At 45.7% G+C, this 24,190-nt stretch carries 18 protein-coding genes; 3 read left to right on the plus strand and 15 right to left on the minus strand.

What is annotated here, in order from left to right; all coding sequences use genetic code 11:
- Nucleotides 1–19: 19 nt before the first annotated feature.
- The 11 genes from K5Q92_RS16580 to K5Q92_RS16630 all read right to left on the minus strand — a co-directional run bounded on the left by K5Q92_RS16580 (nucleotide 20) and on the right by K5Q92_RS16630 (nucleotide 16,618).
- A complete protein-coding gene (locus tag K5Q92_RS16580; RefSeq protein WP_220770039.1) occupies nucleotides 20–2,083 on the minus strand; it encodes a hypothetical protein in 2,064 nt (687 codons plus the stop codon).
- Between the two features lie 168 nt (nucleotides 2,084–2,251).
- Nucleotides 2,252–3,142, minus strand: a complete 891-nt coding sequence (locus K5Q92_RS16585; protein ID WP_220770040.1) for a helix-turn-helix domain-containing protein — start codon at nucleotides 3,140–3,142, stop codon at nucleotides 2,252–2,254.
- A 105-nt stretch (nucleotides 3,143–3,247) separates the two neighbouring features.
- Nucleotides 3,248–5,302, minus strand: coding sequence for a DNA topoisomerase III (locus tag K5Q92_RS16590; protein WP_220770041.1), 2,055 nt, complete (start codon nucleotides 5,300–5,302; stop codon nucleotides 3,248–3,250).
- Between the two features lie 598 nt (nucleotides 5,303–5,900).
- Entirely contained in the window at nucleotides 5,901–7,415 is a 1,515-nt protein-coding gene (gene purF, locus K5Q92_RS16595) for an amidophosphoribosyltransferase (RefSeq protein ID WP_220770042.1), read from the minus strand.
- A gap of 100 nt (nucleotides 7,416–7,515) precedes the next feature.
- On the minus strand, nucleotides 7,516–8,004 hold the full coding sequence (locus K5Q92_RS16600) for a CvpA family protein (protein ID WP_202721415.1): 489 nt from the start codon (nucleotides 8,002–8,004) through the stop codon (nucleotides 7,516–7,518).
- Between the two features lie 115 nt (nucleotides 8,005–8,119).
- Complete coding sequence (gene dedD / locus K5Q92_RS16605) at nucleotides 8,120–8,767, minus strand: cell division protein DedD (RefSeq protein WP_220770043.1); 648 nt, start codon at nucleotides 8,765–8,767, stop codon at nucleotides 8,120–8,122.
- Entirely contained in the window at nucleotides 8,760–10,040 is a 1,281-nt protein-coding gene (gene folC / locus K5Q92_RS16610) for a bifunctional tetrahydrofolate synthase/dihydrofolate synthase (protein WP_220770044.1), read from the minus strand. The genes dedD and folC overlap by 8 nt, the downstream gene beginning before the upstream one ends.
- Nucleotides 10,041–10,208: 168 nt before the next feature.
- Nucleotides 10,209–10,994, minus strand: a complete 786-nt coding sequence (truA, locus tag K5Q92_RS16615; protein WP_220770045.1) for a tRNA pseudouridine(38-40) synthase TruA — start codon at nucleotides 10,992–10,994, stop codon at nucleotides 10,209–10,211.
- 165 nt (nucleotides 10,995–11,159) lie between these two features.
- Nucleotides 11,160–14,288 (minus strand): FimV/HubP family polar landmark protein, encoded by a 3,129-nt coding sequence (locus K5Q92_RS16620; protein WP_220770046.1) that lies wholly within the window; start codon nucleotides 14,286–14,288, stop codon nucleotides 11,160–11,162.
- 180 nt (nucleotides 14,289–14,468) lie between these two features.
- Complete coding sequence (locus K5Q92_RS16625) at nucleotides 14,469–15,485, minus strand: aspartate-semialdehyde dehydrogenase (RefSeq protein ID WP_220770047.1); 1,017 nt, start codon at nucleotides 15,483–15,485, stop codon at nucleotides 14,469–14,471.
- A 2-nt stretch (nucleotides 15,486–15,487) separates the two neighbouring features.
- Nucleotides 15,488–16,618, minus strand: coding sequence for a 4-phosphoerythronate dehydrogenase (locus K5Q92_RS16630; RefSeq protein ID WP_220770065.1), 1,131 nt, complete (start codon nucleotides 16,616–16,618; stop codon nucleotides 15,488–15,490).
- 338 nt (nucleotides 16,619–16,956) lie between these two features.
- Here K5Q92_RS16630 and K5Q92_RS16635 point away from each other — a divergent pair, with 338 nt between their 5' ends.
- Both K5Q92_RS16635 and K5Q92_RS16640 read left to right on the plus strand, forming a co-directional pair.
- On the plus strand, nucleotides 16,957–17,187 hold the full coding sequence (locus K5Q92_RS16635; protein WP_220770048.1) for a hypothetical protein: 231 nt from the start codon (nucleotides 16,957–16,959) through the stop codon (nucleotides 17,185–17,187).
- A gap of 435 nt (nucleotides 17,188–17,622) precedes the next feature.
- Nucleotides 17,623–18,909, plus strand: coding sequence for a hemolysin family protein (locus K5Q92_RS16640; protein ID WP_220770049.1), 1,287 nt, complete (start codon nucleotides 17,623–17,625; stop codon nucleotides 18,907–18,909).
- Nucleotides 18,910–18,986: 77 nt separating this feature from the next.
- Here the strand turns inward: K5Q92_RS16640 and K5Q92_RS16645 are convergent, their stop codons facing one another.
- Together K5Q92_RS16645 and K5Q92_RS16650 are read right to left on the minus strand one after the other, a co-directional pair.
- Nucleotides 18,987–19,907: an ornithine cyclodeaminase family protein gene (locus tag K5Q92_RS16645; protein ID WP_220770050.1), complete on the minus strand. Its 921-nt coding sequence runs from the start codon at nucleotides 19,905–19,907 to the stop codon at nucleotides 18,987–18,989.
- Between the two features lies 1 nt (nucleotide 19,908).
- Entirely contained in the window at nucleotides 19,909–21,075 is a 1,167-nt protein-coding gene (locus tag K5Q92_RS16650; protein WP_220770051.1) for a DSD1 family PLP-dependent enzyme, read from the minus strand.
- 145 nt (nucleotides 21,076–21,220) lie between these two features.
- Here K5Q92_RS16650 and K5Q92_RS16655 point away from each other — a divergent pair, with 145 nt between their 5' ends.
- On the plus strand, nucleotides 21,221–22,129 hold the full coding sequence (locus tag K5Q92_RS16655) for a LysR substrate-binding domain-containing protein (RefSeq protein WP_220770052.1): 909 nt from the start codon (nucleotides 21,221–21,223) through the stop codon (nucleotides 22,127–22,129).
- A 245-nt stretch (nucleotides 22,130–22,374) separates the two neighbouring features.
- Here K5Q92_RS16655 and K5Q92_RS16660 read toward each other — a convergent pair whose 3' ends face one another.
- Together K5Q92_RS16660 and fabB are read right to left on the minus strand one after the other, a co-directional pair.
- Nucleotides 22,375–22,734, minus strand: a complete 360-nt coding sequence (locus K5Q92_RS16660; RefSeq protein ID WP_220770053.1) for a nuclear transport factor 2 family protein — start codon at nucleotides 22,732–22,734, stop codon at nucleotides 22,375–22,377.
- Between the two features lie 136 nt (nucleotides 22,735–22,870).
- The gene (gene fabB, locus K5Q92_RS16665; RefSeq protein WP_220770054.1) at nucleotides 22,871–24,082 is read right to left on the minus strand and encodes a beta-ketoacyl-ACP synthase I; all 1,212 of its coding nucleotides are present in this window, start codon (nucleotides 24,080–24,082) and stop codon (nucleotides 22,871–22,873) included.
- Nucleotides 24,083–24,190 lie beyond the last annotated feature (108 nt).

The following is a 24,190-nucleotide window of genomic DNA, read 5'->3' on the forward strand; positions in this document are numbered from 1 at the left end:
CTGCTTCGATTGCTCAGCCTTATAGACTGACACTGATAGGAGATTGACCGTCCCAGCTAAACTGCTGCAGCCCGCCCTGCTCCTGCTCTATGGTGACATTAAAACCTTGCTCACTACCTTCTACACGGCTTACACAAACATCGAAGTGACTCTCGAAGGCTCGAATATGCTTCAAGCACATATTGTCCCAAGTTGTTGGCAGATAAGGCGCAATATCGAAACGTTTGAAACCCGTTGGCTCTATACCAAAAATGCCTTCGGTTACCACGCGGGCATAGAGCGCACTCTCAGCTGACAAGTGGCGCTGATCACCTTCAGGCCACGCCTCGACAGCGTAAGGTACATGCTCGCCTAACAAGCGTTTACGTGAGTAATATTTAAAGTAACGCATTGCAGTATCTGTCTCTTGGGCTGCAAAAATTCCTCTAAAGGCATAAAGAGTTGCACGGTCCCAGAAGGTTTTATTACCCGCTTCACTGTAGATCCCATCTGCGCTCCATAAATGTTCAGATAATACAGCGGCAAGAGTTTGATCTTTTCTGTCAAAAACACCGAAGGAGAATGGCAGCGCAATCCAGGCTCTTAGCTTATCGTTCCCCTCATAATATTGATAAGTATCGAAGCCTTGCACATTGGCGCCAAAATAGGCCTCAATATCGTTAGCCAGCTTTTTTGCACGCTGTTGGTAGTCGCTAGCTAAGGCGTGACGTCCAAGCTCATTGTTCAAGTGGCTCGCCGAAATCAAGGCTCCATAGGTCAACATATTGGTGCTTAAGTTAACATCGCCCGCTGGAAAACGCCCTTCTAGCTCATCGCTGTCCGATGCAATAACCCCCTCATCCGTTTGCTTAGCGAAACTAAAATCGATACACCAATCGATCAGCGGTAGCAGTGCTTTGGCCTGCTGCTTATCGCCATAGGCCAGTGCAAAACGGCTAGCGCCATAGGCAATCATGGCGCAGTCCCCCCTATCACCTGCGCCATTCCAGATATCGTCACCTTCGGCAATAATCGATGACGGAATCGCCTTGCCCTCATCATTCATAAAGCGAGCAAAGTGTTCGAAACTATTAATCGCCGACTCGTTACCGACATCATTACCAAGAAACGGAAAGAAAGGATTGATATATTCTGCCTGATCGTTGGCCCAGATAGCGGCGTAATAACGTCCGCCGCCAGGCGCATGCATCAAGCCGCCCTTGGTTCGAAAAATGGACTCGGCGCTACGTAACTTAGCAAACTCAAACATCTTATTGATGTTCTCATCAGGTGTATTCAGCTGCAGGTTTTGATTCAGGCTCGCCACATACTCATCACGTAGCGCAACCTCTTTTGCCCCATCAAATTGTCGACTTTGTCCCGCTTTGGTGGCCTTAAAGTCCAGATAGACGGTCAGGCTGTCATCCGGTGCGAGATTAAATTCACCCGCTTTATCACTGCTGGCTTCGATTCGGTAGCTACCATAAACTCCCTCTTCGGCTGGAGTATCGATGCGGTAATCAAGTGCATCGATACTCAATGCCACCGCCTTATCGCTAGCATTACTAAAGGTCAGCGCCTCAATCATCACTGGCTGCGTGGTGCTCGGAGATAATAGACGCGTGAGGGTAATACCTTGCCCAATTTGACTCGTCAGGGTAAGACGACCATCGATTCTCGCCTGTTTAAGCTGCTCTTGGTCGACAATTTGACCATTAACGGCAACTCGGGGCGAAACAGAAAGCGGGAAATCATGGATAAGGCTGGCGTGGGTATCGTTTGGTATGGTGCGCAGCATAGGCCACACTAACTTTCTTGTTAGAGTCAGTGAGCCATCGGCATCGCTGCCATAATAGACAATAGCAGAGGCTTGCTCACCACTCATTTCGATATGGTCTTGATGACTATCGTTCACATGCCAAACTAGACCATTATCGGTAAGCTGCCAACGGTCGTTAAGCGTATCGGCCAATCCATTTAAATACTGCTCTTTTTCTTGTGCTTGGGCTGCGTCACTGGCTAGCTTACTTTCAATTTTAGAGTCATTTGAACAAGCGGATAAAATAGCGATGGCACAGGCTGAGGTGACAAATAGTTTTCTCATAGTTATCTCGTGATATAGGGCGATATTCAAGTCAGCGACTTAGCTAATAACCCAGCAATATCATCGCAGGTTATTAAAACTAATCAAAAATTCGTTAAAACTGATTGAAGCACGAACAATCACGAGCACTCTTACTAAAAAGCCGTTAAGCCTTCCTAAAAAATCACCTTAACCAATTACCTTGCGCCTAAACTCCAGTGGTGACATGCCATATTCACGCTGAAAAATATCGTAAAAGCGACTCACGGAACCAAAGCCAGCTTCAAGGGCAATATTGAGTACAGGGCTTTGAGTATCAATGAGTAACGCCTGAGCATGCTGCAGCCGAAGCTGATTAATATACTGCTTGATCGACACCTTCATCACCCGATTAAATAGCTTCATGGCATAGTTTTTATGTAGGCCCGTTGAGCTTGAAACATTTTCAATTGTGATTTTTTGATCGTAATTGTCGGCAATATAACGCAGCATACTTTGAATATGGTTTAAGCCGCCGAAGACCTGCTTATCTTCCAACGTCTCTCCCTGGTTAGTCACCCGCTTGGCTAACTCGAAGGTACTGTAATCTTCTATGGACATGCGCCTGATCCTACCTCGGATCTCATTAATTACCTGACTCGCTAGTAAGGGGACTTGACGCTTAATATCGCTTTCCCAGATCTGAGTCAGTTCTTTGTCACAGCTGTATAAGCTGTCTGAGACAATCACCTCACCGTGCAGTAGCTGACTCACAAAGTGACTGGGCAACATCCAAGTTAAAAATGATTGTAGCGGGATATAGATATTAACCAGTTCACCGTCACCACGAGAAGCCGTCATTTGATGGGGGAAAGAAGCCCAGAAGATGATCATTCGCCCTTCTGGCACAGTGATCTCTTGGCCATTAATCAAATAATCTGCCGAGCAGTCAAATAGATAATTGATCTCTATATGGCCGTGCCAATGGCTATGGGGCATGACAGCCGGTTTTTTGCGATGAAAGCCAAACTGAGTATCCTGAGCTTGCACAGCTAATGGACTGGCTTCATTAAAGGAAATTTTCTCAACCCATTCAAACATTTGTCTAACCCCACCCTTGCTGTTAGGAGTCAAGCTACCCCATAGGCCTTAGTTAAACAATTGAAAGTTACTAAACAAGAACTGAGGTTGAGTTACTGGGAACTCCTATGTGCCCGATTTTTTCCTCACAGCTGCTTTCTTCGTCGTGGCTGCTCTCTTAGATGTCGCCTTGTTTGTTACCTTAGTTGTTGTAGTTTTTTTAGTTGCAGATGTGGCCTTCTTGCCCGAATAACGGCGCTTCTTAAAGCCGCCATCAGGCGCTTTAACTCCCTGTAGCGATGTGGGTAACTGCGCACCAGCCTGTGTGATCAACTGCTGCAGTGATGCTAGCAAAGGCTCCATAAAACTCTGGTATTTTGCCTCTTTGCGGCTTATAGCATCAAGGTTATTTTCCCAAAGCGCAGTCATGTCGGGTGTCGTCGCACTCTGAGGTAAACTGTTTATCAAGCCTTTACCGACCTCTGTAGCCAAAATAGACTTACCTTGGCGAGTTAAGTAGTTGCGCTTAAACAGCAGCTCGATTATCCCGGCTCTCGTCGCCTCAGTACCTAAACCGTCAGTCTCTTTTAAAATTTTGCGAATTTCACTGTCAGTAACATAGCGGCTAATGCCTGTCATGGCACTGAGCAGAGTGGCATCGGTAAAATGCTTAGGTGGCTGAGTCTGCTTCTCCAGTAGCTCACCGCGTTCGCAGAGCAACTCTTGGCCTTTTTTAAGGGCGGGAATATTGGCTAAATGTTCATCGTCATCGGATTGTGACTGCGCAGCTTGGCTTCTTTCTTGATCCGCTTTCGTTGACTGCTTGAGTAGTTGCTTCCAACCAAGCGCCACCTCTTGCTTGGCCTTAGTCTTAAATAAACCACCAGCGATGATGATCTCAACTTGGGTCTCTTTATAAAGATAAGCCGGATAAAACTGCATTAGGTACTGACGTGCGATCTGCAGATATAGCTGCTTTTCCGCCTGACTAAGGTTAGATAAGTTTGCGGTTTTCTCGGTGGGGACGATGGCATGATGAGCATCGACCTTCTTGTCGTTCCACGCCTTAGATTTAAGTTTGGCATTAGGCTGCTCGCAACCAGTCACCAATTCGCTCGCGCCGCTCAGCACCGCACCGATAACACTCGGCGCTAGAGCATGTTGTTCGACAGGAAGATAGCGGCTATCTGAGCGGGGATAAGTAATCAGCTTGTGTTTCTCATATAACGACTGACAAGTATCGAGCACAGATTTTGCGCTCATGCCAAAGCGCTTAGCCGCATCGATCTGCAGCGCCGACAGGCTATAAGGCAAAGGGGCATTTTGCTTCTTGTCTTGCGCCACCACCTTTTCGACCCTTGCGTTTTGACCGCTTATACGACCAACGACGTTCTGCGCTAACCCTCTCGACAGCACCCGCCCCTCTTCATCCATATAGGGCTGACAGGCCTCACTCGGTTGCCATTTTGCGCTAAACCGCTCTTGATTATCAGTTGCGAGGTGCGCCAACACCTCATAGAAAGGTTTAGAGACAAATTCGGCTATCTCGGCGTCACGGCGCACCACTAAGCCGAGCACAGGAGTTTGCACCCGCCCGACAGACAGCACACCTTGATAACCGACCTTACGACCTTGGATGGTATATGCCCGAGTCATGTTCATACCATAGAGCCAGTCGGCGCGAGAGCGCGCAAGTGCCGATGTCGATAACGGAATAAACTCACGATTTGAGCGTAATTGTCCCAGGGCTCTTTTCACCGCTTGCGGATTCAAATCGCTGATCAACAACCGCTGAGCATTCTGTAACTTTGCCCCTTTCACACCAAGATGAGCGATGATCTCATCGACTAGCAGCTGTCCCTCTCTATCTGGATCGCCCGCATTAACTAGCTGTGAAGCCTCCTTCACTAAGCCTCGTAGCACAGCAATCTGGCCACGCATCTTATATTTAGGCTTCATCTTCCAAGTCTCTGGCACGATAGGCAGATGCTCAAACTTCCATGACTTGTATTCTGGCGAGTAAGCATCGGGCTCTGCTTGCTCAAGCAGGTGGCCAACACACCAAGAGACGCAATCACCATTGGCTGCACGAATAAAGCCATCGCCTTTCTTTAGCGGTTTAGGCAACACATCGGCAATGGCTCTTCCTAGGCTTGGTTTTTCAGCAATATATAAGATCATGAGCAAGAATTAGGATTACTGTATAAATTAACAGTAACTGTACCTTGAAGCGCCGAAGGGTGCAAACGAAAGCCGAAGCGCTACGGCTATTTGCTGCAGAACTGGTTAGCTTTTATTCAAAGAGTGTAAATTATATTGAGAATAATTCTCATCTAGTGCTTTAATGACTCAAATTAATCAAGGGGAGATAACCATGCTAGCAACCTTAAGCCCACGTGGGGTTAGACTCGACAAACTCATGCTGTATCATTTTTTGCTAATAACTTCTTGGTTACTTATCCTGTCCCCTTTTATTTATTTTGCCTTTGGCGCTGCACCATTAATATTGACTAGCCTTTTGATCCCGCTCACCTGCATTAGCACCTTAATAGGGTTAAAATTAGGCCACGGCTTTGGTAAAACCGCGTCAACGTTGCTGTTTGCAAGCTGGATGGCAGTATGGGCACTCCACCTCTACCCCGCAATATAATGCAGACAAACATTTCCTTGAGAAACGAGCCAACGCAAGCAAACCTCTCAAAGAGTGCTTGATACCCCGTCAAATTCAAGACACAAAAAAACCGAGCAATAGCTCGGCTTTTTTAATTAACGTGTCGGCTTATGGATGACAAACGTTATGCATCTCTAAGTTAGTACCGATATCTTTGCTACGGTTCGCCTTAGCATCGTCGTTACGTAACTGAGTAAGGTGATCTAAGTAAGCTTGGTCAACATCATTGGTGACGTATTTACCGTCAAATACTGAGGTTTCAAAACGCTTAACCCCTGGATTTTCCTTACGTACCGCTTCAACAAGATCCTCAAGTGACTGGAAGATCATGCCATCGGCACCGATCAGCTTAGTGATCTCTTCAACATCTCGGCCGTGAGCAATTAGCTCATTGGTGGTCGGCATATCGATGCCATACACGTTCGGGAAGCGGATCTCTGGTGCTGCAGAAGCGAAGTATACTTTTTTAGCTCCCGCTTCACGTGCCATCTCAATGATCTGCTCAGATGTCGTACCACGCACGATTGAATCATCCACTAATAAGACGTTCTTACCCTTAAACTCATCGCCAATCGCGTTAAGTTTACGACGTACAGACTTCTTACGCTCTTGCTGGCCCGGCATGATAAAGGTGCGGCCGATATAACGGTTCTTTACGAAGCCTTGGCGATATGGCAAATCCATATGACGCGCAATTTCAAGGGCGATATCGCATGATGTTTCAGGAATAGGAATAACCACATCAATATCATGATCCTCCCACTCTCTTTTAATCTTCTCACCCAGCATGGTTCCCATATTAACACGGCTGCTATAAACAGAGATGTTGTCGATGGTTGAGTCTGGACGTGCAAAATAGACAAATTCAAAAATACAAGGAGAGTAACTTGGCGAATGTGCGCATTGGCGAGTATAAAGCTCACCTTCTAGAGTAATATAAACCGCTTCACCCGGTGCGACATCACGCATAAACTCAAAGCCAACCGCATCGAGGGCGACACTTTCAGATGCGATCATATACTCGGTGCCTGACTCAGTTTCATGCTTGCCAAGCACTAACGGACGAATGCCAAACGGATCTCTAAACGCAACGAGACCTTGACCTATAATCATCGCAGCAACGGCATACGCGCCACGAGTAATATCGTGTACCTTTGCTACCGCGTTAAACACATCATCAGCGCTAAGATCATCGGAAGTCGTCTGTTGCAGTTCATCGGCCAGCAAGTTAAGCAGCACTTCAGAGTCTGAGGTAGTGTTAACGTGACGACGTTGCTTGATTAGACGCTCATGCAACTCAACCGTGTTGGTTAAGTTTCCGTTATGAGCTAAAGAGATACCAAAAGGAGAGTTGACATAAAACGGTTGAGCTTCAGAAGCGCTAGAGCTTCCTGCTGTAGGGTAACGCACGTGACCTATGCCTGCATTACCTTGCAAACGTTGCATATGTTTTGGCTCAAAAACGTCCTTCACCAAACCATTGGCTTTACGCAATCTAAACGCGCTGCCATCAACGGTCACAATGCCAGCAGCATCCTGTCCACGATGCTGGAGCACAGTCAGTGCATCATAAATGGTTTGATTAACCGATGACTGGCCAACTATTCCGACAATACCACACATGGGTAAGCTTCCTCATTGTAAGATGTTCTATTATTTAATATTTTTGCCTTAAGTGAGACTTAATATCCCTACCTAAAACCAAGTAATGCTTTAGTGCATTTTATATTTTGGGTACAAAGCTTGAGGTGTTTTCCAAGTAGTCAAAGAACCACTGGATCACAACTCCAAATTCGGGCACGAGTGTAGAATCCTGCCACCAATCTGTGTTGGGTGCTCCGGTAAAAGCATCCATAAAAAACAGTAACGCGCTAACGATCAATGCGCCCCTAAGGGCACCGAAACACAAGCCAAGTACTCTATCGGTACCTGACAATCCGGTTTTAGAAACCAATTGACCTATTAAGTAATTAACCAAGGCGCCAAGAATAAGGGTCGATACGAACAAGATGGCAATCGCCACACCGTTGCGAACCATTTCATCTTGCATTTGAGTAAGGTGCGTAGCGAGTTTAAGATAAAACTGGCTAGCAATAAAAAAAGCAGCAAACCAAACCACGAGAGACATGGCTTCTTTTACAAAACCACGTACCAAACTGATCAAAGTTGATAGTCCGATAACGATAATTATGGCGTAATCAATCCAAACCATTTAAGAAATTATCCAGCATAGGGTTTAAGACGGCGCGATTCTAACAGAGACAGAGTTATTTCTCACGCTTTCGCGGCGAAATAACTTTTTCTCGGACAAAGACAATCACAATTTATTATTTTTCAACGGGATTATAAGCAACCACTCGCCCTTTAAGCTTGGTCAACTTCTCGATATCGGCTTGCATACGGCTTAGCTTATCTTTAGAAACATTTGGGCCGACGAACACCTTAGTCAACTGACCATCAACTGGCTTGGTCGGCAAGGTGTATGCGGTAAAGCCTTTATCACGAAGCCGTTTTACTAGGCCTCTGACGTTAGCCGCATTATTAAAGCTACCCAACTGAATCGTCCAAGCGGCCTTAGGCATAGCGGTAGGCTTTACGGTTTCAGTTGCTGGCTTATTGACTGGAGTGCTGGTGTTCTTAGCTTCCGACTTTTGACTCTGGCCGCTTTCTTGGGCTATGTGCCAAGTGGCATCACCGGACTGAGTGCCATCACCGGATTGATTGACATCACCAGACTGAGAGTCATCACCGGATAAAGAGCCTTCAGCAGATCCATTGCCTTCGGCGCCTAGATCCAACGTTTCAATGTCCTGCTCAGGCAGCTCACTTGTTTGGATTTCAGGTCTAAGAGGAATTTCAGCAAACTGCTCTTCTTCGCGCTGCTTCTTACCATCCAATATATCGGGTAAAAAGATCACCCCTAATGCCACAATGACGATGACACCAACCAGACGGTTTTGAAATTGACTAGACAAAATTCTCTCCCTTAAACAAATCTTTAAAGCCTGCAACAGTGTAAAATGAGCCAAATACAATTACCACATCTTCCGGGTGTAATTGGGCTTTCATCGCCTCCCAGGCGGCGCTCATCTCGGTATATGTAGAGGCCGCAACACCTAATGGCATCAAGGCTGCGAGCTCTGCCGCCGTCGCGCCCCGTGGTACAGACAGATCGCATAAGAACCACAAGTCCACATCGGCAGATAAAGTCTGCAGCACCGAGCGAGCATCTTTATCTTTTAGCATGCCGCAAAGCGCAACTAAGCGACGTTTTGGCATAGATGCTAAACGAGACTGCAGGTAACGCGCCGCATGAGGGTTGTGGGCCACATCCACAATCACACGAGGTGAGTCGTTAAGACATTCTAAACGCCCCGCTAATTGTGTGGTTCCAACCGCTTTGGCAATAATATCTGCTGAAATCTCAGGACAAAGGTGCTCTAACACCGCAATCACAGTGGCCGCATTTGGCTGAGGCAAATAGGGAAGCGGCAAATTACCTAAGTCAAAGCGCTGACCCTGATAGTGCCAATCTTTATCGCTACAGCGATAACTAAACTCACTATCGACTCGGTATAGTGATGCACCGATTCGATTAGCCACATCCAATAGCGAGGTTGGGCAATCCGGCTCCCCTACAATAGCAGGTCTATTGGCTCTGAAGATCCCTGCCTTTTCCGCGCCGACCAACTCTCGGGTATCACCTAGGTAATCTTGATGATCTAAATCGATAGAGGTCACCACCGCAATATCAGCATCGATTAAGTTGGTCGCATCTAAACGGCCACCAAGACCGACTTCAAGCAGCACCACATCCAGCTTTGCCTGTTTAAACAGGTATAAGCCTGCAAGGGTTGCGTATTCAAAGAAGGTTAATGAGATCTCGGCGCGCGCAGTTTCGATTGCCTCAAAAGCAGCAACCAGTGACTCATCACTCGCATCAACGCCATTTATCCGCACGCGTTCGTTATATTTAAGTAAGTGCGGCGAACTATACACGCCGACCGTTTTCCCTGATAACTGCAACGCGGCCTCGAGCATGGCACAGGTTGTTCCTTTACCATTGGTGCCGCCTACAGTCACGATCTTAGTCTGGCCAAGATTGTTTAAGCCCATGCGCTCCGCGACTTGTGAGACTCGTCCCAGCCCCATATCAATTTCAGTTGGGTGAATCGCCAACAAGAAATCTAACCAAGTATCCAACGTTGCCCCCTTTTCGGGTGCAACTAAGCTTGCTCTGTTATCCACAAAAATTTATCCATTAAAAGCGGTGAAAGATCTATGCCTTAATTAAGCGATTATCTGTATTAAGCTATCATCCGTAACAAACATTAAGCGCGGCTTATTGCTTATATGACTCGTCGACATGGCTAATTTCAGCTTGGATTCGCCATGTCGGTACTAGTCTTGTGAAAATTAGTCCAGCATGAATAGTGGGCCAAGCGACAGCTTAGGCAGCTGATAACTTTCAGGATACGTTACATCCACAAGGTACAAGCCATTGGGTTTAGCCGTTGCTGCGGCCTTAGTTCTGTCTTTAAGTGCCAGTAGTTGCTCAATCCATTCGACAGGTTGATTACCTAGGCCGACTTCTAATAATGAGCCGACAATATTTCGTACCATATGATGCAAGAAGGCATTAGCCTTAATGTCGACACAGATATACATGCCTTGACGAGTCACGTTGACTTCATGCACACAGCGAAATGGCGTATTAGACTGACACTGAATAGCTCTAAAACTGGTAAAATCCTGCTCTCCAAGCAAATACTGCGCAGCTTGATGCATCTTCGCTTCGTCAATATCCCCAGGGTAGTGACTCACACCACTACGCAAAATACCTGGGCGTAGCTGATGGTTGTAGATCATGTAACGGTAACGTCTCGCCGTAGCGGTAAAACGGGCATGAAACTCATCATCAACGATTTTTACCCAACGCACCGCGATATTGTCCGGTAGATTAACATTGACACCTAGGCTCCAAGCCGACTCTTTTCGAACCGCATTGGTTTCAAAATGAACCACTTGGCCTGTAGCGTGAACGCCTGCATCGGTGCGACCTGCACACTGAACAGCAATAGGCTCATTCGCTACGATTGAAAGCGCTTTTTCTAGTCGCTCCTGTACTGTGTCAACTTCCGCCTGACGTTGCCATCCGAAATATTGACTACCATCGTACTCTATACCTAGCGCAACTCGCATCCCACACCTCAATCACTCGGTTAAACAGTTACCCGATGCGCCTGTTACTGTTTGGCTCATACATCGAATAAACGAAATCTTTTAATAGCCGGCGATTCTAGCATACTCAAGGTAAACGATAAGTATAAAAAAGGCGCCATAGGCGCCGTTTTTATACTGTTATATTTAAACTAACTCTTTGAGTAAGCCTGCCGCCTCAGCCTGCTGACGGTCATTACCATCAAGCTCAACCTCTTTTAACAGCGCCCGTGCACTGTCACTATCGTCGATCTCAATATAAGCGCGGGCCAAGTCTAACTTAGCGTTGACCGAGTTTTCCTCATCATCGACATCAACCATAGGGGTATCCCCCTTCAAAGAGTCTAAGTCACCCATGTCGACATCTAGCTCCTTATAAAGATCAGTTTCACCGTTATCTTCATCGGCTTCGCTCAAGAGTCTGTCGATATCGATAAACCCATTATCTTTCTGGAAGGTGGTTAAGTCGTGCATCGCTACCGCACTCTTACCTTCGCTATTCGCACTCGCCTCTTCTGCGTCGAGCGCTGCTAGGGCTTCATCTACCGTCAGCTTACTATTATCATCGAGGGTAAAAGTCTCATCATCGGTCAGTGCAAGATCGATATCCTGTGAACTGCCCTCAGATGCTAGGCCTTTAAGTAACTCGTCATCGGAAAGATCGGCGGACGCATCATTTGCAACACCGAAATCCAGTGTGGTTTCAGTGTCATCGTCCTTCTGATTTACGATGCTTTCCCAGTCAATAGTGTTTTCTTCAACCTTCTTATTCCCCTTAAGGTCATCAAAGAAACCACTCTCTTTCTCACTCTTTGGTAGTTGAGTTTCTTCGACTTTTACCTCAGGCTCTTTTGAATCAAACTCTTCATCTGGCAGGGTAAAGTCAAGTAGATCTTCTGATGCGTTAACCTTGCTCTCTTGACTAGGCTTAGTGCTCGCGCTATCAAAATCACTTAAGTCGAAATCTAAGCTATTGCTCTCTTGAGTCTTTGTCGGGGCAGGCTCAGTTATCTCAACACTCGGCTCCTCATGTGATTCTAGTTTCGCCTCTGTTTCTAACTCTGGCTTCGAAGTGAGCTCTGCTTCAGCGTCAACTGTAGGCTCACTCTCAACTGCTGGAGTCTGAGGGTCAGCACTTGGCGCCTCAAGGTCCGCAAGTAATGCATCAAGTTCACTATCGAGCTCACTCTCAGGTTTATCTGCATCGCTATCCTTGTCTAATTCAAGCTCGGCCGCGATTTCAAAGCCTGCCTCTAACTCGGCGGCCATCTCATCTGAAAGTGTATCGATATCTTTGTGCTCATTAGCGTCATCTTGAGGCTTATGTTCTCCCTCAAGCTCTGCCAATAATGCATCCAGATCATCTTCACTACCCGCTGATGGTTCAGCATCACCTGCAGTGCTAACAGCCAGCTCTTGTGCTGACATGTCCTCTGCTGTGGGCTTGTCAAATCCAGCTAGCAAGGCATCGATGTCATCATCTTGAGTGCTAGCTTCAACCTCTGTTACCTGCTCTTGTGCAGACTCGTCCTGTGTTGCGGGCTCGTCAAATCCTGCAAGCAAGGCATCGATGTCATCATCTTGAGTGCTAGCTTCAACCTCTGTTACCTGCTCTTGTGCAGACTCGTCCTGTGTTACGGGCTCGTCAAATCCTGCAAGCAAGGCATCGATGTCATCATCTTGAGTGCTAGCTTCAACCTCTGTTACCTGCTCTTGTGCAGACTCGTCCTGTGTTGCGGGCTCGTCAAATCCAGCTAGCAAGGCATCGATGTCATCATCTTGGGTGTTAGCTTCAACCTCTGTTGCCTGTTCTTGTGCAGACACGTCCGATGTTGCGGCTTCATTTTTAGCTTCCTGCTCCTCAAAGCCTGCTAACAGCGCGTCTAAATCGTCTTCTTGGGCACTGATTTCTGTACCTGTTGTATCGGTCGGTTCATCAAAGTCTGTCTGTAAAGAGCCGAGAGCGTTTTCAGCTGTTTTATCTTCAGGCTCATCAAACCCTGCCAGCAACGAATCTAGATCGTCTTCTTCTGCCGTTTTCGCTCCAGCATTAAACTCGTCCCCTTGCTCCTGCTCTCCCATGGCCTCGGCCCACAAGTCATCTAATGACTGGCCTTCATCTAGCGCCTCTTCAACCACGACATCTTGCTCTTCAGCCTGACGAACCACACTCGCGGTCGCGATATCTTGTAATGATTTATCCTCATCATGGGTATCATCGGTATCGAGGTGAACAGCTAAATCATCGGCATCATCGGCTTTAGCAAAATCTGGATCAATCTCTTTATCAGCAGCGAGTTCATCTTTATCAGCAGTTAGTTGCTGTTCATCTTGCGACTCCCCGGCACTGTTTTCGTTTCGACGACGGATAAACAGCCAGAATAAAGCTACGACAAGTAACGCTGGAATGACGGCACCCGCCACCAACAACAGTGGGTTATCCATTATGGTTCGCCACAGATCTGACGTCGGCTCCTGCTTTGGCGCACTCAATGCTGCAAGTTGCTGCTGTTTAAGTTGCAGCTCTTGATCTAGCGCTTCATTCTCAGATTTGGAGTCTTGCAACGCCTGTTTTAGCAAGGCGTTCTCTTCTTTTAGCTGGGTAATTTCCTGCTGAAATGCCTCTGTATCCGATGAACCCACGACAATTTCATCGCTTGCTCGCGCAAGCTCATCTTTTAACTCTAGATTTTGTGCCTGACTCTCTTCGAGTTGCTTGGTTAGTGCATCAACCTCTGCTGACAACTCTGCAATCAGTGGATTAGGCTTAGCGGCAACAGGTGGTTTAGCGAGGGTAGTCGCATTCGCGCTTTCAACTTTTTCGGCCACCGCTTTTGTCGTTACACTCGGCTTATTTGGCTTCGCGGCAACAGCAGTTGATGACCAGTTACGGTCGTTACGCTCGGCACGTGCTTTAGCATCGACCTGAGAGGTCTGCAGCATCACAGCTTTCGTCGGCACCAATAAAATCATACCGCGCTCTAAGCTGTTATAATTCTTGCTTGAAAATGCATGGGGGTTGGCGTCATACAGAGCCGCCATGACTTGATACACGGTAACGCTATTATCTGGCTTTACGGCTTGAGCGATACTCCAGAATGTATCTGACGACGTTGTCGGGCCATATTGACGAACGCTCTGCTCATTGAGTTTTACTTGACCATCAGGCCCAGTAATTTTTAATGGCTCAGCAACAACAGAATTAATCGAAGGGGCGGCAATAGCCACTAACCCTGTGGCAAATAAACCGACAAGATGCGAAGTGCGAAAGTTCATCAATCCTTCCCTTTAAAGCACGCTGGAGTCACCACCCTGGTGACGAGCTTTAGGCATTGTATTTATTGAGATTACTATAAACTAGATTCTACTGCCCTGCTACTGTTCACAACTTTAAAACATAAAAAGCCCGCGTAATGCGGGCTTTTTAATCAGATTAGCTAACTGCTAGATTAGAAGTTAGTAATAATCTCTAATCAAAACCTCTGCGATCTGAACACTGTTAAGTGCAGCACCTTTACGGATGTTATCTGAAACAACCCAAAGGTTTATGCCGTTTTCGTGTGAAATATCTTTTCTCACGCGGCCAACATAGACAGGGTCGGTTCCAGCACCTTCTGTTACCGCCGTTGGATAATCTTCATCGCCTTCGAACAGTTCAACACCCACTGCGCCTCGTAATACCGATTTAACATCTTCGGCATCGACAGGTTGCAGAGTCTCTAGGTGAATTGCCTCTGAGTGACCGTAAAATACAGGTACGCGCACGGCAGTTGGGTTAACCACGATGCTATCATCACCGAAGATCTTCTGGGTTTCCCACACCATCTTCATCTCTTCTTTGGTGTAGCCGTTATCCATAAACTTATCAATTTGTGGCAATACGTTAAACGCAATTTGCTTCGGATAAGTCTTAGGCTCAACGGGTAAGCCCTGTAGCAGCTTAGCGCATTGTCCTGCTAACTCTTCAATCGCTTGCTTACCAGAACCTGAAACTGACTGATAGGTCGCTACGTTAATACGTGAAATACCGTAAGCATCATAGATAGGCTTAAGTGCAACTAACATCTGAATCGTTGAACAGTTAGGGTTAGCAATGATATTGCGGTTTCTAAAATCAGCAATCGCTTCAGGGTTCACTTCGGGTACCACTAGTGGTACGTCAATGTCATATCTAAAGTGAGAGGTGTTATCGATAACAACACATCCATTTTCAGCGGCAATAGGTGCCCACTTAGCTGAAACATCACCACCAGCAGAGAAGAAACCGATTTGAGCCTGTGACCAGTCAAAAGTGTCTACATCTAAAATTTCGACCTGTTTACCGTGGAAGCTTACCGTATTACCGGCGCTGCGACTGCTGGCTAATGGATATAAATTAGCAACCGGAAAGTTACGCTCTTCGAGGATCTCAATCATTGTTTGACCCACTGCGCCCGATGCACCTAATACGACAACATTAAATTCCTGCGACATAATTACAGCTCGACTCCTGAAAACCCTAAATTGGACAACCAATTTACATCAGTTTGCCCCGTATTGCCTACCTTTAATGCGCTAAATTCGCGGCGATGAGTGTGATTTTTTCTCATATGATCGAACCCTTGCTTATTTAGAAACTGTTTTCTAAATAATTCGTCATCATCGCGCAGATCATAGACAAATCTAGCTAGCTGCAATAACGCTCTTTCATCGCTGATTTCAGTTAGGTTAACTTGCTCACTCCAGAGGAATGGCAGCAAAGATCCCATCTGTTTATCGGCCTCAATGTTAAGTACCTCTGCTAACTTTTGATACAGCATATAGGTACCACGTGCCTTACCTTCTAAAGAGTAACCTGCAATATGCGGCGTGCAAAACTCAATGTAGGGTACAAGCTCGGGCATAGGGTGAGGCTCGCCTTCCCAAACATCAAGCACCACCTTGACATCATCACGCTGTTGTTTGAACTTGATCAGCGCGCGGTTATCAATGACTTCACCGCGGCAACAATTAACCAGCCAAGTATTTTCACCGAGGCTATTAAGTCTTGCTTCATCAAACAGGTACCAGGTTCTATGCTCACCATGTTTTGTTATCGGCACATGTAGGCTAATCACATCGCACTTTTCAATTAAGGTATCTAAGTCCACGAAGCTACGCGGATCGCCACTCTGCTCTAACAATGGGTCATTAAGCAGCACTTCAATGCCATAAGCCTCAAGGCACCTTGCGACTGCTGTACCGGTATTGCCTGCGCCAACAATCCCCACAACCTTGCCCTTAAGTGGGCTGTTAAAGCGCTGCGCCAACTCAAGCATGGCAATAAAGGCAAATTCGCCCACAGCGGTAGCGTTACAACCCGGCGCATTAGAAAAAGGAATGCCGCGACTTGCAAGGTAATCCAGATCGACGTGATCCGTACCTATGGTGGCACTGCCAACAAATTTCAGTTGGTTATTATTTGCCAATAAGGCTTGATTCACCTTGGTGACCGAACGAACCAGTAGCACATCGACATCGCTAACTTGTTCGGCTGTTAACTCCCTACCATTTACGGTTTCAATCGTGCCCAAATCACCAAACAACTGCTGAACATAGGGCATATTTTCATCGGCAAGGATCTTCATCATGATTTCCAAAAAGTGTGCAGAATGCGTGTGAGCAGCATTCTAGCAAGATGGGCTATTCATTAGAAACATAAGGACAAAAAATAGCATTGAAAATATACGAAACCATCTACATAACAAAAAAGCTTACTATCAAGTATCTAGTGTAAAATTTTTCATTTTTATTGAGCAACTGACAAGTTGTTCAACAAAGCAGCAAATGTTAAGTTTCATGGATATAAAAGTGTTAAAACAGCAACGAGTGATGGGTAGGTTTTCGCTTTAACCTAAAGGTTTGCGAGTGCGGGTATTGGAATGAATGCGAACCCAGTTATGTGTTTTTGTAAGTAGGGAGTGATATGTCAAAGATATTGGATGCAATGGAAATTCGTGGTCGTAAAACTGAATTTAAAGTGACGATGGTCTTGGCATTTATTTTAGTCGCTATTTCATTTTTTGCTGTAGGGTTTATCTATGCAAATGTACCTCAGACTGAAATATTATTGACGTTAATAATATTTTTGGGAGGTGTAAATGCAGCCTTAGCTTATTACCTATGTAAAAAATTCGACAGTTTATCAGGTACATAGCAAGACTAAAAAGCTGCCTCCGCCATCAATTGTCGATTTTCTTGCATAAACCGCCCCTGATCGCGCCAACGAATTTTCAGGCATGGCGACATATTTTTAACGAAAGGAATCATCAATGAAAACCAGTTTATTATCAAAACCCAGCGGATATTTCTGGGGTTCCCTCATCATGTTTTTAGGTTTGATTTATAACGTTATAGAACAGGATCTGTTTGGTTCTGCGTTGTTTTTATTCTCATCGGTCATACTCTTGTCTATCGGCTGTGTCAAAAGCCGATCGTGATGAGATAAAAATAAGCTTGTGAGCCCCCTCAATTCAATCTCATTATCTTGCCTTCCCCACTTAAAGGAGCCTCATTGTTCTAATCGACAATAAGGCTATATAGGAGTATAAAAACATAGCGTACATGTGCGATTTATCATTTGAGGTTCACATTGGATATTGCCATTTTATTTGTTTTAATTCTGATTAATGGTGTGTTTGCTATGTCAGAAATTGCATTGATGACGGCAAAAAAGAGTCGATTACAAAAACTGGCTGCTGAAGGAAGTCATGCCGCCGCCAAAGCAATTAAGTTAGCTGAAGAGCCAACACAATTTCTATCAACCGTTCAAATTGGTATTACCGTCATTGGTATATTGAATGGCATTTTAGGGCAAGCGGCCTTGGCTGGTCCTATATCTGAATTAATCATCTCTTTAGGTTTTCCAGCAACGCTAGCACTTACTATTTCAACCGCCTCAACGGTCGTTGTCATAACATATGTGTCGATAGTCATTGGTGAGTTAGTACCAAAACGCATTGCCCAATTTCATGCGGAGCGCATCTCAACTTTAGTTGCACCACTCATTAGCTTTCTAGCATCTATTTCTCGGCCTTTTGTTTTCCTACTTTCTGTCTCGACAGACGCCTTACTACGTTTGCTCGGTCGTTCAAGTAAAGATGCAACTTCAATCACTGAGGATGATATTCATGCGTTGCTGGACGAAGGCTCAGAGCAAGGTGTAATAGAAAAGCAAGAACACTCTATGGTTCGTAAGATCTTTCAGCTAGATGATCGAAAAGTGGTGTCATTAATGACACCAAGAAGTGAACTTGTTTATTTTGACACCGAGCAGTCGTGGGATGAAAACTTACCAAGGCTATTGCGCTCAGATTATTCCATTTTTCCGGTGACCCGTGGTGGTATGGATAATATTCTTGGTTTTACCACCGCTCGTTTTTTATTAAAAGCTGCACACCAAGAACACAAAATTAAGTACTTAATGCGTAATTTGTTGCCGTGTTTGACAATTTTAGAGAATACATTTGGCAGTCAATTGCTGGAGTTATTGAAAACAACAGGTGAAGAGATCGCATTGGTTGTCGATGAATACGGTGATGCTCAAGGTATTGTGACCCAGAAAGACTTACTCGAAGCACTTGCTGGTGAATTTAAATCGGCAAATCCTAATGACTCATGGGCTAAGCAAATCTCGGCCGCGGAGTGGATATTTGATGGCGCTATTCCAGTTACAGTGTTGAAAGAAAATTTAAATCTAACTTCCTTGCCAGAGGAAAAAGAAGCTGATTATCAAACGCTAACTGGCATGTTTATGTGGCTAACGTCAAACGTTCCTACTGTGGGAGACAAGCTTAAATATCAAGATTGGAGTTTTGAAGTGCTTTCAATCGATAACAATAAAGCCAGTAAGGTACGGGCCACCCTTAATAAGAGCTAACAAGCCAGCAGCTGTTGCTACTGGCTGTATGTGCTCGTCTTTAACTTAACTCGCACTTTGCTGATTGCTGACTCAGCTCATTGCAGGCTGAGCTCTAGCAGTTTAGCGGCGACAAACAGGTCTTGAATGGCGATGCCTGAACTATCAAAAATAGTGATCTCATTACTATTAACCCGCCCAGCAGATTGACCTGTAATGACACTGCCTATCTCTTCTACTTGCCCATTTTGAGTATGTTGAAATTCACCGATGACTATAGACTGCGCTCGGTAGTCACAAAATAAACTTGCGTCTTGATACAGCTCTACGGGCAACTCCTGTTTACCGACTTTATCTGCGCCCATGGCGGAGATATGAGTACCGGATTTAACCCAGCCAGCCTCAAACAGCGGAGCTGTGGCTGTGGTTGCGGTCACGATAATATCTGCATTATCACAAGCATATTGCGCGCTAGCTATTTCGCACTCAGCTTGTAAGCCTCTATCGATTAGGCGTTTAATAAACTGCTCACAGCGAAGCTTATCTCGACCAACAACCATCACCTTAGTGATATCGCGCACTTCTGCAATAGCTAATACTTCGTACTCAGCTTGATGACCAGTACCAAATATTGCCAATACTGTTGCGTCTTTTCGCGCCAAATAGTCGACTGCAACCGCGTCAGCAGCGGCTGTGCGGTATGCATTAACCTGTGTTGCCGCAACCACGGCAACCAGCTCACCGGTTTCGGGACTTAACAAAAACACATTGGTGCCATGGCACGGTATGTTTTTAGCCTGATTACCTGGCCAGTAACTGCCGGTCTTCCAACCTACCAATGTCGCCGTTGACGCTGACTTCATTGAGAACATGGAGTCGGTTTGAGGACCAGATGCATTCACCACGGGAAACAGCGTGGCTTCGTCAGTCGTGGCGGCGATAAATGCATCTTTTACTGCCGAATAGGCCAGTTGATGGGTGATCAGTTTTGCAGTTTGCGCTTCATTTAAATATTGCATATTACCAGCCTTGAATTCGGTTCCAGATCTCATAGGTGTTATCTTGTGTATCAAACACATGGTAGTGTTGATGCATAGAGGCTGTAGCGCAGGCATGATTTGGTAGAATATGCAGTCGACAACCTACTGGAAAATCATCAAAATTAATCTGTTCATCACCAATGGCTGCAACAATCCCATGCTCTTGGTTAACGCCAATCACCTGCAGGCCTTCAGCGAGCTTTCCATCAGGTTGTGCGACTAAACCATAGCCGCAATCCTTAGGTTGCCCCGCAGTGCCGCGATCTGCTGACAGTGCCATCCAACCCGCATCAATAAACAACCAGCCCTTGTCTTTGTTATGACCAATAACCGTGGTCACTACACTTGCTGAAATATCTTCTAGCTGACACACGCCAATTCCAGTCATCACTAAATCGAAGAAACCATATACCCCGGCTCTCACTTCTGTTATGCCACTTAAGTCTTGATAACTATGGGCGGTAGGGGTTGAACCGACGCTAACTATGTCACAAGGGATCCCTTCGGCGCGCAGGTTATTAGCCGCTTTCAAGGTCATTTTAACTTCGTTTTGGGCTGCCTCAGCTAGCGACTTGGGATCGAAACAAAGATAAGACTCACCAGCATGAGCAAGTACACCGTGAAAACTCGCTGCGCCTAGCTGTAGTATATTAGCGATTGCAATAAGCTTAGGATCATCTGGGTGAATACCGCCTCTATGCCCATCACAGTCCACTTCGATTAATGCCGCAATGACGCAGCTGTTATCTTGGCAGTATCTATTTACAAACTCAGCCTGCTCTATGGTGTCCAGCAGTACTCTAACCTCTGCCCCTTTAGCATTAAGCTGCTCAATTCTTGGTAATTTTCCCTCTGAAATGCCGACCGCATAAACGATATTGGTGTAGCCCTCACCTGCCAGCGCCTCGGCTTCTTTCACCGTAGATACAGTAATTGCGGATGTTTTTTGTGGTAATAAATGCTCAACCGCTTCGAGTGCTCTAACCGTTTTAAAGTGAGGCCGCAGCTCGGCTCCTAAAGCTTCAGTCTTGCTGCGTAATCGCACTAGGTTTTTCAGCATTCCCTGTTTATCAACCAATAAGAAAGGCGTATCTAGGCTCTGGTAGCTCTCTAGCAGCTTGGGATTTTGGCTTTCACTAGCAAACATGAGTATTTCCTGCTCTATCAAATAAGTCATTGCTGATTTTTCTGTATGTGAGCAACATCAAATCAGCGAGTAGAACAGAAGTATCCAAGAAATTAGTTTTGTTTTACATTAATACTTATTAAGGTATTAATTAGGTTCAAGCTAAATGATCACCACTGAAGATCTCAGATTTATCACCACTATTGCCAGCCATAGAACCTTAGCCGATGCGGCAAGAGCGTTAAATATTACTCCGCCATCGGTGACACTTAGACTGCAACATATTGAAAAAAAACTGTCGATTAAACTTATCCAGCGCCCATCAAGAGTCGTGAGCTTAACCGAAGAGGGACAGCTGTTACTGGATAAAGGCCTGCCTATTTTGCGAGGACTCGATGAGCTACAAGAACAACTTGATGAATTGAAAGAGCATGTGTGCGGCAAACTGCGAGTATTGGCGCCGCTTGGATTTGGTAATGACTATATCGCGCCGCTACTGGGCGAATATAAAATCCAGCACCCACAACTGGATATTGAGCTAGAACTCTCCGATAACCCCAATTGGTCGAGCCATCATAAGTGGGATGTGATTATTTATATTGGGGCGCTTAATGACTCTTCATTAAAGATGATCACCTTGGCCAAAAACCAACGCTTTGTCTGCGCCGCTCCAAAATACCTTGAGCAAATGGGCACGCCTAAAGCGCCGCAAGATCTGCTCAAACATAGATGCATCGCATTAAGGGAGAATAACGAAGACGTCACCTTATGGCCTTTTACTAAACTGTCTGACAACAAACTTGAGATGATCAGGATCACCCCAACGCTTGCCAGTAACGAAGGCCGCGTCATTAAAGATTGGGCCACAGCAGGCCTTGGGATCATTATGCGTTCTGAATGGGATGTACAACCACAGATAAATAGCGGCGAATTAGTACGACTACTGCCTGAATATACCTTGCCTAACGCCAACATCGTTGCGCTATTAAGTAGTCCAGAGAAAGAGCGTTCGGCGCGCATTTCTGGCTTTATTCAACTATTGAAACAGCGACTCAACCCGCTGCCTTGGAAGTAGGCAAGCAATATATAAACCAAAACACAAACAGCTTTAGTTAGTAACACTGACTATATAAGCGAGAATAAAAACAAGAGATTGAGGGTTTAGCTGAAGATTAATTTAACCGTTTTTAGTCTATTAAGATGCTAGGCATATTAATTACCTAGGGCAGTGATTGAAGCTAAACTGCTAACGCAGAACAAGCGCACTTTATTGATGATAACCCTATCTTAATCTAAATTTAGCGCACATTTGGGACTGTTTTAAAAAGCACTCTTCCACTGCTCTGTGTCTACGAACCATCTCTCTTCGTAGATTTTATTGCCTTCAAACTTAAACAACACACATAACTGAGATCCGGCGACTTTATTGGACTTCCATTCGACGATTGAAATCACTTCATTTTCTCCCTCAATTTGACGAAGTTGTGTAATCTCAAAACCAGGGGGAAGAATTTGACCAAGAGAGTCCAAAGCGCTGCGAAAAGCCTGCCGCCCTTCGAGTACATCGTTTTGTCCCGGCATGATGAATGACATATTCTCAACATAGTCAGCCACCAAGGCATCAAAACTCCCTGCACCTACCGCTTGCCAACCACGCTGTACGATATCTGCTAACTTCATTCGCTTTCTCCTATATTGTTTATCACAAACTAACTATAGAAGGGATTTAGGCTAATTGGAGTCACGGCAAAACAAGATACAAAAAAGGAAGCCGATTAAGGCTTCCTTTTTAATTTAGTTTGTTGCTAAGTACGAGTTACTTGTACTTACGCATAACCAAAGTTGCGTTAGTGCCACCAAATCCGAAGCTGTTGCTCATCACAGTGTTAAGCTCTTTCTCAGTCATTTCAGTCACAATCGGCATACCTGCAGCTTTTTCATCAAGATTATCGATGTTGATGCTTGGGGCAATGAAATTGCTTTCCATCATGATCAAGCTGTAAATCGCTTCGTGTGCACCCGCTGCACCTAACGCGTGACCTGTCAGAGACTTAGTCGATGCGATTGCAGGTAGGTTATCACCAAAGGTTTCACGTAGTGCTTCAAGCTCACGCATATCACCCACAGGCGTCGATGTACCGTGAGTATTGATGTAATCAATTGGCGTATCAACATCTGCAAGTGCCATCTGCATACAACGCACCGCACCTTCACCTGATGGAGCGACCATGTCATAACCGTCTGATGACGCACCATAACCGACCACTTCAGCGTAGATTTTTGCGCCACGTGCTAGAGCGTGTTCTAGCTCTTCAACAACCACAATACCGCCGCCGCCAGAGATAACAAAACCATCACGGTCTGCATCATAAGTACGAGACGCTTTGGTTGGCTCGTCATTATACTTAGTCGATAGTGCGCCCATAGCATCAAAGCCCATGGTTAGCGTCCAATCCACTTCTTCTGAACCACCAGCAAACACCATATCTTGCTTACCCATTTGGATAAGCTCAACCGCGTGGCCGATACAGTGTGCACTGGTTGCACAAGCAGAACTGATCGAGTAGTTCATGCCTTTAATCTTAAATGGCGTTGCCAAACACGCGCTAGCAGTGCTCGACATGATACGTGGCACAATGTATGGACCAACGCGCTTCACGCCTTTTTCACGTAATGTGTCAGCTGCTTGAACCTGATTAGCTGAAGATGCGCCGCCCGTGCCTACGATAATACCGACACGTGGGTCTGAATACTGCTCTTCAGTTAAATCCGCATCTTTAATCGCTTCTTGCATTGCGATGTGTGCGTAGGCTGCTGCATTCCCCATAAAGCGAAGCGCTTTACGGTCAATATATTCTGATGGGTCAATCTTAATGTCGCCCCAAACATGACTACGCAGCTTCATTTCTTCAAACTGATCTGAGTGGGTAATACCACTACGACCCGCTTTTAATGATTCGGTGACTTCTTGCTTGTTGTTACCGATACTTGATACGACACCAAGTCCAGTGATCACGACTCTTTTCATTATTAACTTTCCATTTTGTACATCTAGTACCAATTTTGCTGCACCAATGGTATCGCTTTTCATCCATTTAAGTGGTCAGCTTTCCATAAGGAACACAAAAATAATGCC

The organism is Shewanella sp. MBTL60-007 (genome assembly GCF_019654915.1).
Classification (GTDB): domain Bacteria; phylum Pseudomonadota; class Gammaproteobacteria; order Enterobacterales; family Shewanellaceae; genus Shewanella.